At 66.7% G+C, this 10611-nt stretch carries 12 protein-coding genes; 7 read left to right on the top strand and 5 right to left on the bottom strand.

Annotated elements, in window-relative coordinates:
* Window positions 1-10: 10 nt before the first annotated feature.
* The 6 genes from Q4F04_RS08040 to Q4F04_RS08015 all read left to right on the top strand — a co-directional run bounded on the left by Q4F04_RS08040 (window position 11) and on the right by Q4F04_RS08015 (window position 5736).
* Window positions 11-934, top strand: a complete 924-nt coding sequence (locus Q4F04_RS08040) for a LysR substrate-binding domain-containing protein (RefSeq protein WP_303369315.1) — start codon at window positions 11-13, stop codon at window positions 932-934.
* 142 nt (window positions 935-1076) lie between these two features.
* The gene (locus Q4F04_RS08035) at window positions 1077-1697 is read left to right on the top strand and encodes a TRAP transporter small permease (RefSeq protein ID WP_303369314.1); all 621 of its coding nucleotides are present in this window, start codon (window positions 1077-1079) and stop codon (window positions 1695-1697) included.
* Complete coding sequence (locus tag Q4F04_RS08030; protein WP_303369313.1) at window positions 1697-2962, top strand: TRAP transporter large permease; 1266 nt, start codon at window positions 1697-1699, stop codon at window positions 2960-2962. The genes Q4F04_RS08035 and Q4F04_RS08030 overlap by 1 nt, the downstream gene beginning before the upstream one ends.
* Window positions 2963-2986: 24 nt before the next feature.
* A complete protein-coding gene (locus Q4F04_RS08025; RefSeq protein WP_303369312.1) occupies window positions 2987-3973 on the top strand; it encodes a TRAP transporter substrate-binding protein in 987 nt (328 codons plus the stop codon).
* A 55-nt stretch (window positions 3974-4028) separates the two neighbouring features.
* Window positions 4029-5033, top strand: a complete 1005-nt coding sequence (locus Q4F04_RS08020) for an Ldh family oxidoreductase (RefSeq protein WP_303369311.1) — start codon at window positions 4029-4031, stop codon at window positions 5031-5033.
* The gene (locus tag Q4F04_RS08015; RefSeq protein WP_303369310.1) at window positions 5026-5736 is read left to right on the top strand and encodes a GntR family transcriptional regulator; all 711 of its coding nucleotides are present in this window, start codon (window positions 5026-5028) and stop codon (window positions 5734-5736) included. Before Q4F04_RS08020 ends, Q4F04_RS08015 begins: the two co-directional genes overlap by 8 nt.
* Window positions 5737-6118: 382 nt before the next feature.
* Here the strand turns inward: Q4F04_RS08015 and Q4F04_RS08010 are convergent, their stop codons facing one another.
* The 3 genes from Q4F04_RS08010 to uraH all read right to left on the bottom strand — a co-directional run bounded on the left by Q4F04_RS08010 (window position 6119) and on the right by uraH (window position 8407).
* A complete protein-coding gene (locus tag Q4F04_RS08010; protein WP_303369309.1) occupies window positions 6119-6277 on the bottom strand; it encodes a hypothetical protein in 159 nt (52 codons plus the stop codon).
* A gap of 559 nt (window positions 6278-6836) precedes the next feature.
* Window positions 6837-8057: a urate hydroxylase PuuD gene (locus tag Q4F04_RS08005; protein WP_303369308.1), complete on the bottom strand. Its 1221-nt coding sequence runs from the start codon at window positions 8055-8057 to the stop codon at window positions 6837-6839.
* A 2-nt stretch (window positions 8058-8059) separates the two neighbouring features.
* The gene (uraH, locus tag Q4F04_RS08000) at window positions 8060-8407 is read right to left on the bottom strand and encodes a hydroxyisourate hydrolase (RefSeq protein ID WP_303369307.1); all 348 of its coding nucleotides are present in this window, start codon (window positions 8405-8407) and stop codon (window positions 8060-8062) included.
* Between the two features lie 110 nt (window positions 8408-8517).
* On the opposite strand from uraH, the gene Q4F04_RS07995 reads away from it, so the two are divergent.
* Window positions 8518-9003, top strand: coding sequence for an ureidoglycolate lyase (locus Q4F04_RS07995; RefSeq protein WP_303369306.1), 486 nt, complete (start codon window positions 8518-8520; stop codon window positions 9001-9003).
* On the opposite strand, the gene rbsK is transcribed toward Q4F04_RS07995, so the two are convergent.
* Window positions 8979-9911: a ribokinase gene (gene rbsK / locus Q4F04_RS07990; RefSeq protein ID WP_303369305.1), complete on the bottom strand. Its 933-nt coding sequence runs from the start codon at window positions 9909-9911 to the stop codon at window positions 8979-8981. The genes Q4F04_RS07995 and rbsK overlap by 25 nt on opposite strands.
* Before the next feature lie 214 nt (window positions 9912-10125).
* Window positions 10126-10611 (bottom strand): RtcB family protein (locus tag Q4F04_RS07985; RefSeq protein ID WP_303369304.1); only part of this gene is annotated, 486 nt, incomplete at its 5' end.

Raw genomic sequence — 10611 nt, 5'->3', positions numbered from 1 at the left:
GGGAAAGGCGATGAGCGAACGCCCGTTCCGGCTGCCGCCGCTGAACGCCCTGCGCGTGTTCCATGCCGTGATGCGCCATCGCAGCTTTCGCGCCGCTGCCGACGAACTGCTGGTCTCGCCCCAGGCGGTCAGCCAGCAGATCAAGCTGCTTGAGGACACGCTGGCGGTCGAGCTGTTCGAACGCAAGGGCCGCGCCATCGAGCCCAATGAACAGGCCATCCTGCTGGCCCACTACGTCCAGTCCGCCTTCGACGAGATGGAGGAAGGCGTCCGCCGCATCACCAAGGTCGGCCGCCGCAACCGGGTCAACCTGAATGCCAGCCCCTATTTCGCCACCCGCTACCTGCTGGACCGGCTGGGCCGCTTCCGCGACACGCTTCCCGATGCCGACCTGCGTCTGACGACGATGGTCGAACTGCCCGATTTCGTCGCCGACGATGTCGATGTCGCGATCCAGTGGGGATACGGCGGCTGGAAGCCCTATGAAGCGAGGCTGCTGCTGCATGACTACAAGGAAATCTGCTGCACGCCCGAACTTGCCCGCAGGATCGCCGCAGTCGCAGACCTGAAGGATCTGCCGCTTCTGCATCACACCCGCTCGGACCGGTTGTGGGGCGATGTGCTGGCGCATCTGGGCGTCACGGTGGACGAAGGGCAGGCTGCCGTCAGGTTCGATGACGCGGCCACTATGCGCCGCGCTACGATTGCCGGCATGGGCGTCGGGCTGATTTCCACGATCGATGCCGACGAGGACTTGCGGCTTGGCAAGCTTGTCGCGCCATTCGGAAGAGGCGTCATGCGGAAGATGCCGGAGGAGCATGTGCCGGGCTTCTACCTTGTCATCCCCAAGGCCCATCGCCGGGTGCGGGCCATCGCCGCCTTTTGCGAGTGGCTGGAGGGCGAAAACTGGGTCGATTCTGCAGCTTTGGGTTGATCCGCGGAAATTGTCTTGCGCTTTGACAGGGTTGAGACAGGAATGTCCCCGGTAAAACAGTTTCCTCGAACACACGCGGTTGACGACGTAGATTTTATACAAGACGCTTCCATGAACGGAGGAACGAAGGGCAGGAACCACGATGGGGACAGTTCAGGCAGACCCACCCCGCACGCGCGGCGCGGCGGCTGCGGCAATCCGGTTGTCCGAGGGGCTTCTGGCCATCGAGCGGCGGGCCGTGGCGATCCTGATGGCGCTGCTCAGCGGAGCGATCCTTCTGAACATCGCGACGCGCTACATGGGATCCCCGATCTACTGGATCGACGAGTTCGCGGTTTACTGCATGGTGTGGCTGACCTTCATCGGCGCCTCGGTCATGACACGGCTGCGGCTGGATTTCGCCGTAACGATGCTGACCGAGCGGCTGAGCCCCCGCTGCGCGGCGCTGGCGAAGATCATCGCCACCGGGCTGGTGCTGCTGTTCGCAATCGCCCTGATGGTCATGTGCTGGCTCTGGCTTGACCCGGTGGGCATCGCTGCGGCCGGGTTCGATGCCCGCGAATATGCCGGGGCGAGCTTCAACTTCGTCTATACCGAGCGCACCCAGACGCTGAACTGGCCGACCTGGGTGCTTTACCTGATCCTGCCGATTTTCGCACTGTCGATGACGGTCCATGCGCTCGCCAATCTGCTGGAGGATGCGGGGATCGTCCCGCGGACCCAGCGCGACCTGACGCTGAACGCTGAAGAGGCGGTGAACTGATGCTGACCAGCGCCGTCTTCCTTGCCGTGATGCTGGTCGGGGTGCCGATCGGGTTGTGCCTGTGCCTTGCCGCGATCGCCTATGTCGTCTTCAGCGGCAACGCGATCCTGTTCCAGAGCTATCCGCTGCAGATGTTCAACGCCGTGGACAGCTACGGGCTGATCGCCATTCCGCTGTTCGTCCTGATCGGAGAGATCATGAACGCCGGCGGCATCACCAAGAAGATCGTGGACATGGCGATGGCCTTCGTCGGCTCGCTGCGCGGGGGGCTGGCCTATGTCAACACCATCGCCAACATGTTCGTCGCCTCGATCCTCGGCTCGGCCACGGCCCAGGTCGCGATCATGTCGCAGATCATGGTCCCAGAAATGGTGCGCAAGGGCTATGACAAGGACTTCTCGGCGGGGCTGACGGCCTATGGCGGGATGCTCGGCTCGATCATGCCGCCCTCGGTCATGTTCGTGGTCTACAGCGTCATGGCGCAGCTTTCGGTCAGCGACATGCTGATCGCCGGGCTGGTGCCGGGGCTGATCCTGACAGCGCTGTTCTGCCTCGTGATCGCCATCATCGGCCATGTGCAGAAGTTTCCCCGCAGCGCCCCCCAGACCCTGCGCCAGCGCGCGCGGACCGTATGGGGGGCGGTGCCCACGCTGGCGATCCCGATCGTCATCGTCGGCTCGATCTTCAGCGGTTTCGCCAGCGCGACCGAGGCCGGAGCCATCGGCGCGGTGATCGCATTGCTGATCGGCCGGTTCTGGACGAAGCAGCTGATGTTCTCGCAACTGCCCGCCATCCTGACGCGGGCGGGGCTTTATTCCGCCATCGTGCTGTTCCTGGTGGTCGCGGCGGGGGTGTTGACATGGATCCTGGTCTTCGGGCGGGTGCCGCAGCAGGTCGCGGTCTGGATCCAGACGGTCGCCCATGACCCGATCACCTTCATGCTGCTGGTGAACGTGATCCTGCTGGTCATCGGCACCGTGATCGACGGCATCCCCGGCCTGATCATGACCGTGCCGATCCTGCTGCCCATCGCGACCGAGGTCTACGGCATCGACCCCTATCATTTCGGCGTCGTCGTGGTGATCAACCTGGTGCTGGGGCTGCTGTCGCCGCCGGTGGGGCTGTGCTTCTTCGTCGCCGCCGCCGCGACCGGCGCGAACCCCATGCGGATGTTCGTGGTGACGATGCCCTTCTTCCTGATCACCTGCGTGCTGCTGGTGATCCTGTCGATCTTCCCCGCGCTTTCGCTGATCTTCATCGACTGACAAGACCCAACAGGAGGAATGGGAATGTTGAAACTCTCGCGTCGCCAGCTTCTTGCCGGGGCGGCCGCCCTGCCGCTGGCCGCACCGATGGTCGCCCGCGCCCAGGGGACCGAACTGCGCCTTGGCCTGATCACCCCGGTCGGACATTCATGGACCGACAGCGCGCAGCAGCTTGCCGAACTGCTGCGGGCCGAAAGCGATGGCCGCCTGAACATGACCATCTATCCCTCGGGCCAGTTGGGCAACGAACCGGCCATGATGCAGCAGCTTCAGTCCGGCGCGCTGGACATGGGGATCATCCAGGCGGCCGAACTCGGGTCCCGGGTGGATCATGTCGCCGCGATCAACGCGCCCTATCTGGTGCGCTCGACCCAGGCCGTGGCGCAGTTCGTCCGCCACCCCGAGGTGGTGGGGCTGCTGGACGTCCTGCCGCAAAGCACGGGCACGGTCGGCCTGGGCTGGCTGATCACCGGGATGCGGGCGGTCTTCTCGGCCAGGCCGATCGAGAACATCGCCGGCGTGAACGGCATGAAGCTGCGGATCAACCCGACCCCGGTCTACCGCGACTTCTACCAGCTGCTGGGCGCCGCGCCGACGCCGATCCCGACCCCGCAGGTGTTCGAGGCGATGTCGAACGGTCAGGTCGACGGGCTCGAGGCCGATTTCGAATTCTCGTGGAACCAGCGTTTCGACAAGGTGTCGAAGTCGATCCTGCGAATGAACGCGGTGTTCATGCCGGCGGCGGCGATCGCCTCGGGCCGCGTCTGGCAGGGGATGAGCGACGCCGACCGCCAGTTGATCACTGCCTCGCTGAAGACGGTGCTGGACCAGCAGATCGACAGCATCGCCGCCGAAGAACCCGCGCTGATCGAGAACTTCAAGAGCACCGGCGTTCCCATGCACGAGGTGCCGCAGGAAGACACCGCCGCGCTGATCGAGGCGTTCGACAAGATCTGGCTGCCGAAGGCCCCGGTCATCGCGCAACTGCGCGAGATCGGCGCAAGCCTCTGAGCCGATGCGGGCGGCGGTTCTTCCGCCGCCTGTTCCTTCTGCAAGGATCGGGGCCATGCCTGCCGTGTCGATACCGCTGGATGAGATCCGCGCGCTGGCTTGCGCCGCATTGACGGCGAACGGCATGGCCGGGGATCAGGCCGGCTCGGTCGCGGATGTGGTGACGCGCGCCGAGGCCGACGGCTGCCGCTCGCACGGGCTTTACCGCATTCCGGGTTATGTCGCCGCCCTGCGCGCGGGGCGGGCGAACGGGGCAGCGGTCCCGCGGATCGCGCAACCCGCGCCTTCGGTCCTGCAGGTGGACGGGGATCGCGGTTTCGCGCCCTTTGCCTCGGACATCGCGCGGCCGCGGCTGATCGAGACGGCGCGGCGGCAGGGAATCGCCGCGATGGCGATCGGCAACAGCCACCATTTCTCGGCGCTGTGGGCCGATATCGAGCCGCTCGTCGAGGCCGGGCTGCTGGTCTGGTGCTTCATGGTCGGGCAATCCGCGGTTGCGCCGCATGGCGGGAGGCGGCGTCTGATGGGGACCAATCCCGTCGCCTTCGGCTGGCCCCGGCCGGACGGCGGCGCCTATGTCTTCGATTTCGCCACCAGCGCCGCCGCGCGGGGAGAGGTCGAACTGAAGCTGCTCGCCGGCGAGCCGGTCCCTCTGGGCTGGGGCGTTGATCCCGAGGGCCGCCCGACCACGGACCCTGCCGCGGTGCTGTCAGGGGCGCTGCTGCCCTTCGGCGGCCACAAGGGATCGGCGCTGTCGATGATGGTGGAACTGATCGCGGGTCCCCTGATCGGAGAGATGACCAGCCGGCAGGTGGCGGAACTGGACATCGCCGATGGCGGCCCGCCGCCGGGGGGCGAGTTGTACATCGTTCTGGACCCCGCGGCCTTCGGCACGGATGCCCGGACGGCGGGCGAGAGCTTCTTTGCCGATGCGCTGTCCCAGCCGGGACCTCGCCTGCCCGGACAGCGCCGCCTTGATTCCCGCCGCCGCAGCAGAGAGACGGGGGTCGAAGTTTCCCAAGCGCTGTTGCGCCAGATCGAAGACCTGCTCGATGGATGACGATGCCGCCCACCTGCGCCCCGCCGGCAAAAGCCTGCAGCACAAGACGATGGCCCTTGCGGCGGCCGAGGCGCTGCGGGCGCGCATCCTCAACGCGACCTACCCGCCCGGCCATCAGTTGAAGCAGGAAACCCTGGCGCAGGAATTCGGCATGAGCCGCATTCCCGTGCGCGAGGCACTGCTGGTTCTGGAACGCGAGGGGCTGGTCCGGATGCTGCCGCACCGCGGCGCGATCGTGGCCGCACTGACCTTTGACGAGATCGACGAGCTGTTCTCGATGCGGATGCTGATGGAGCCGTGGCTGCTCGAACGCTCGGCTGCCAGGCTGGCGCCCGAGGATTTCGCCGAACTGCGGCGAATCCAGGCGGAATACGCCCGATCGCTCGACAGCGACGATATCGCCATGTGGAACGGGCTGAACAAGGCGTTTCATCTGCGGCTGTTCCGCCATGCCGAAAGCCCGCGGATGCTGGGGCTTGTCACCAACCTGCTGACGGAATGCGACATCCATACCCGGATCCAGATCCTCGACAGCCCCGGCGGCCGCAAGCGGGCCGTCGCCGATCACGAGGCGCTGCTGGATCTGTGCCAGGACGGCCGCCATGCCCAAGCCGTGGCGCTGCTGCGCGACCATATCGACCATATCCGCCTGCGGCTGCTGGAGATTGCCGCCCGCCGCCGGCGCGACCAGAGCGCTCCCTGATCCTCCCTCCGTCCCGACCCGGGGAACTGCCATGCCGATCATCCGTGCCGGTCCTTTTCCCGGCCGCGGTCACGACCTGAAGATGGAGATCGCTCGCGGCATCACCCGACTGCTGAAGGAGAAGGCGGAGATAACCCCCGCTGCCACCGCGATCCTGTTTACCGGGGCGCCGCCTTCTGGGTCGTTGCCCGCAAGCCCTCTGCCGCGCAGTCCGGCCCTGCCGACTGAAACCGCATCAGGGACCTTCCGCGCCTCAAGGCGCAGTCGCTCCTCACGATCCATTCATGAAGCCGGACAAGGGCCGACACGTTGCGGCCTGTCCGGGCACGCGCGTGTCGCGCCAAGGATCGGGATTGCAGCGTTGGGTATATCTACAGCAGGGTCAGACGAGGATCCATGACGAAGGCCGGACCCTGACCGGGTGAACTGGCATCCAGCATGGCACCTTCATCTCCTTCACCAGACCTGCATCGCCGGGCAGATCCCCAGGGCGTTCGACGCCCTTCAGCAACTCGTCCAGAACTTCCTTGGAAATCCTCATTCATGCTTCCTTTGCCAGAAGCATGGACCGGATCACGCATACACAGAAGATCGGACACTCTCCGGCCCGGTCGGGCCGCAGCGGGGACACGCCTTCCCACAGCACGGGATAGCTCACCACAAAGGGAAGCGGTCGTGTCATCAGAACCGAGATCCCCTTATCTTCTGCTTTGCCGCAGACCAGGAACGCCACAGGCGGGAGCTAAAGATCCCGACGCGCCTCATGCGCGGATTCGGAGAACTGACGTAACTGATAAAACCTCGCCGAAGGTCCAACCATGCTTGGCCTGCCTTGCCGGACTCGGCACTGCCAGACCCTTTGGTTGCAACGCGGCGCGCTTGAACGGCTCGTGCAGGAAGTTTCGCCTGCGCTCCTGGGGACGTGGCTTCTATGGCCGCCCTGTTGTGAGGTGCAGGACTGCGGAGTTCGGGGATCTGGACAATGAGACCATGGGGCAGGGGAACGCCAAGGACTGGCCGAAGAAGGCCCGGATCTTTCAACAAGCAAGGCAGCGGCAATGGCGAGCAGAAGGAAAGCCCCCCGGCTTGCCAGAGCCGTGTCAACCCCGTCCGGCGCTGTCGAACCAGGCGCGCAGGGTAGCGCGTTCCTCGGGCTCGATGAAGCTGAGGTTGCCGGGGGGCATGGCGTCGGTCAGGCCGGCCTGCAGGAAGATCTCGCGCGCGTGGCGGGCGATCTGTGCGTCGGTTTCCAGCACGACGCGCTTGGGGGCGGTGGCGAGGCCCTCCCAGTTAGGCTCGGCGGCGTGGCACATGGAACAGCGGCCCAGCACGATGTCGCGGACCTGATCGAAATGCGGGTCGGCGGTCAGGCGGGCCTCGCGGGCGGTCAGGTCCGCCTCGCCCTCAAGCCGCTGGGTGCCCAGCGAGGAGAGCCACACAATGCCCAAGAACAGCGCCGCGGTCGCGGCCCAGGTCCACCAGGGCTTGGGCTTGCCCGCATGGGACGTGTTGAAGAAATGCCGGATGGTCACGCCCATCAGGAACACCAGCGCGGCGATCAGCCAGTTGTATTGGCTCGCGAAGGCCAGCGGGTAGTGGTTCGACAGCATCAGGAACACGACCGGCAGGGTCAGGTAGTTGTTGTGCGTGGACCGCAGCTTGGCGATCTTGCCGTATTTCGGGTCGGGTGTGCGGCCCGCCTTGAGGTCGGCCACCACGATCCGCTGGTTCGGGATGATGATCATGGCGACGTTGGCGGTCATGATCGTCGCCGTGAAGGCGCCGAGATGCAGCAGCGCCGCGCGGCCGGTGAAGACCTGGTCATAGCCCCAGGCCATGACGACCAGCAGCGCGAACAGCAGCAGCATCAGCGTGGTGGGGTTCTCGCCCAGCCTGCTTTTGCAAAGCCGGTCGTAGATCACCCAGCCGATCCCCAGCGACAGGGCCGAGATCAGGATGGCCGCCCATGTGGACAGTTCGACCTTGGCCGGGTCGATCAGGTAAAGCTCGGACTGCGCCCAGTAGACGACCATCAGCAGGGCGGCGCCTGACAGCCAGGTGGAATAGCTTTCCCACTTGAACCAGGTCAGGTGCTCGGGCAGCCGCTCGGGCGCGACGAGGTATTTCGTGATGTGGTAGAAGCCGCCGCCGTGGACCTGCCATTCCTCGCCATGCGCCTTGTCCGGCAGGCCGGGGGCCTTCCGCAGGCTCAGGTCCAGCGCGATGAAGTAGAAGCTGGAGCCGATCCAGGCGATGGCGGTGATGACGTGAAGCCAGCGGATGGCGAAGGCGGCCCAGTCGTGCAGGATGACGCCGTCCATCTTTAGCTGCCCCGATAGGTGGAATAGCCGTAGGGCGAGATCAGCAGCGGAACGTGGTAATGGTCGTTTTCGGCCATGCCGAAGCGGATCGGCACCTCGTCAAGGAAGCGCGGCGGCTCGGCGTGATGGTGGCCGTCCAGCCACTCGCCGACGTGAAAGACCAACTCGTAGCGGCCGGTCTGGAACTCGCCCTCTGGCAGGATGGGGCCGTCGGTGCGGCCGTCGTCGTTCGTCACCGCCTCGCGCAAGGCGCGGCGTTCGCCGTCCAGCGCGTAAAGCGTGATCCGCATCCCCGCCGCCGGGCGGCCCCGCGCGGTGTCCAGCACATGCGTCGTCAGAAATCCGGCCATCGTCCCCCCGTTCATCCTTGCTGCCGTCGTTGATAGGGCAGATGCCCCGACACTGGACAGTGGCCCTGCCCACATTCAGCTTATCGTTTCGCAGAAGAATGAGGGAAGCGATGAACGAGCGCATCATCCGAACCGAGCCGCTGACGGCCGAAGCCTTCGCCCCCTGGGGCGAGGTGCTGGACACCACGGGCGAGCCCGACCGCATCATCAACGAGGGCCGCTGCGGGCGCTGGCACGACCGCGCCCGGCTGGATGTCGAGGGGCAGGCGGGGATCTCGATCTTCCGGTCGCAGTCCGTGCGGCTGCCCTACGCCTTCCGGCTGGTCGAGCGGCATCCCTTGGGATCGCAGGCCTTCCTGCCGATGACCGAGCATCCCTTCCTGGTGATCGTCGCGCCGGACGAGGGCGGCCAACCGGGGCGGCCGAGGGCGTTCCTGACCGCGCCGGGGCAGGGGATCAACCTTGCGCGCGGGGCGTGGCACGGGGTGCTGACTCCGCTGGCCGATCCGGGGCTGTTCGCGGTGGTGGACCGCTGCGCCGAGGGGCCGAACCTTGAGGAATACCGCTGGGATCAGGACTGGACGGTGGTCGCCTGAAACGCCGCGAACTCCTGCGCCGAGGCGTATGATCCCTGCGCGCCGGGCTTGGTCACGGACAGCGCGGCGTAGCCCGCGGCCTGCCGCAGCGCCGGCTCAGGCGATTCGCCCGCCGCGAGGAAATGGGCGAAGGCGCCGATGAAGGCGTCCCCCGCGCCCGTCGTGTCCACGGGCCGGACGGGGATCGCAGGGATCGCGGTCACGCCGTCCGCCGTCACCAGCCGCGCGCCCTGCGCACCCAGCGTCACCACGACATTGCCGATGCCACTTGCGACAAGGCTCTGCGCGGCGGAAGTGATCTCGTCCTCGGTCGTGACGGGCAGGCCGGTCAGCATCGCAAGCTCGGTCTGATTCGGGCAGAACCATGACAGGCCCCGCAGGGCCGCAAGATCCAGCCCCGGTGCGGCGGGGGCGGGGTTCAGGATCGCGGGCACGCCAAGCCGGGCGGCGACCCGGATCGCGTGGTAGACCGTCCCCAGCGGCACCTCGAGTTGCAGCAGGATCAGGTCGCAGCGGGCCAGATCATCCGCCGCCGTGTCCACGTCGGCCGGCGTCAGGGTGCCGTTCGCCCCGGCCACGATGACGATCACGTTCTCGCCCGAGGGGTCCACGAAGATCGAGGCCACACCATTCGCCGTCCCCTTCGCCACCCGTGCATGGGTCAGGTCGATCCCGTGGCCTTCAAGGTTGCGCAGCACGTCCCGCCCGAAGCCGTCGTCGCCGACCCGCGTGACCATCGTCACCCAAGACCCGAGCCGCGCCGCCGCGACCGCCTGGTTCGCGCCCTTGCCGCCGAATCCGGTTGAAAAGCGCGACCCCGCCAGCGTTTCGCCCGGCAAGGGCATCCGGGGCAGGTTTGTCACCAGATCGACGTTGTTCGACCCGATCACCGCAATGCGTCCAGCCATTGGCACCCCCCTTTCCAGCGCCGAAGGTCATGGTCCGGCGGCGCCGAGGAAAGACCGGAACATGACCCCGCGCAAGCGCCTGCCGCCGCATCCCGCGCCCCCGTCCGCGGAACCGCCGCCTGAAGCCCGACGGAAAGGCGGGTCAGAAAGCCGGTCCCGGCCATCGTTCCGGCACAACCCCGGCGCGGTCAGGCGGCTTTCCCCTGCCTTGTTCTCATCCGACCGAATCCGCTTGCGGCTCGACGGTGGCGCGTTCCCGGCGCGCGCGCTTGGCGGCGGCCTTCCGTTTCCATGGTGCGTCCGCCTGCCAGTCGCCCGCCATGATCGAGCCGTAAGGCGCGATCTCGTCCACCACGCGGGCCAGATCGAAGCGGGCCATGTCCGCGCGCACCGAATCCGCGTCCTTGTAGGCCGAGGGCAGTTCGGAAATATCCACCCGCCGGGAATGGAAGCGCACGTCAAGCCCGGCGGTCTCCTGCGCGAAGATCTCGGCATCCGTCCGCCCGGCCATGCGGCGGCGGTGCTGGGTGCGGCTCATGTTGCGCCCGGCGCCATGGGGCGCAAAGCCGAGGTTGCGGGCGTTGCGCTTGCCCTGCACCAGCAGCACCGGCTGGGCCATGTTCAGCGGCACGATCTGCGTGCCCGTGCTGTCGTGCTGCAACGGATCGTGGATCGGCGTCGCGCCCTTGGCGTGCCAGAA

This window comes from Paracoccus sp. (in: a-proteobacteria), assembly GCF_030536915.1.
GTDB lineage: Bacteria > Pseudomonadota > Alphaproteobacteria > Rhodobacterales > Rhodobacteraceae > Paracoccus.
The sequence above is the reverse complement of the archived record's forward strand: the minus strand, read 5'-3'. Positions and strand labels throughout refer to the sequence as shown.

Bases quoted from the DNA above. Each gene is read 5' to 3' on its own strand.
- rbsK (WP_303369305.1), bottom strand. From the start codon at position 9,911: ATGGCTGGACGCATTGCGGTGATCGGGTCGAACAACGTCGATCTGGTG.
- Q4F04_RS08015 (WP_303369310.1), top strand. From the start codon at position 5,026: ATGGATGACGATGCCGCCCACCTGCGCCCCGCCGGCAAAAGCCTGCAG.
- Q4F04_RS08040 (WP_303369315.1), top strand. From the start codon at position 11: ATGAGCGAACGCCCGTTCCGGCTGCCGCCGCTGAACGCCCTGCGCGTG.
- Q4F04_RS08010 (WP_303369309.1), bottom strand. From the start codon at position 6,277: ATGAGGATTTCCAAGGAAGTTCTGGACGAGTTGCTGAAGGGCGTCGAA.
- Q4F04_RS08035 (WP_303369314.1), top strand. From the start codon at position 1,077: ATGGGGACAGTTCAGGCAGACCCACCCCGCACGCGCGGCGCGGCGGCT.
- uraH (WP_303369307.1), bottom strand. From the start codon at position 8,407: ATGGCCGGATTTCTGACGACGCATGTGCTGGACACCGCGCGGGGCCGC.
- Q4F04_RS08005 (WP_303369308.1), bottom strand. From the start codon at position 8,057: ATGGACGGCGTCATCCTGCACGACTGGGCCGCCTTCGCCATCCGCTGG.
- Q4F04_RS08030 (WP_303369313.1), top strand. From the start codon at position 1,697: ATGCTGACCAGCGCCGTCTTCCTTGCCGTGATGCTGGTCGGGGTGCCG.
- Q4F04_RS07995 (WP_303369306.1), top strand. From the start codon at position 8,518: ATGAACGAGCGCATCATCCGAACCGAGCCGCTGACGGCCGAAGCCTTC.
- Q4F04_RS08025 (WP_303369312.1), top strand. From the start codon at position 2,987: ATGTTGAAACTCTCGCGTCGCCAGCTTCTTGCCGGGGCGGCCGCCCTG.
- Q4F04_RS08020 (WP_303369311.1), top strand. From the start codon at position 4,029: ATGCCTGCCGTGTCGATACCGCTGGATGAGATCCGCGCGCTGGCTTGC.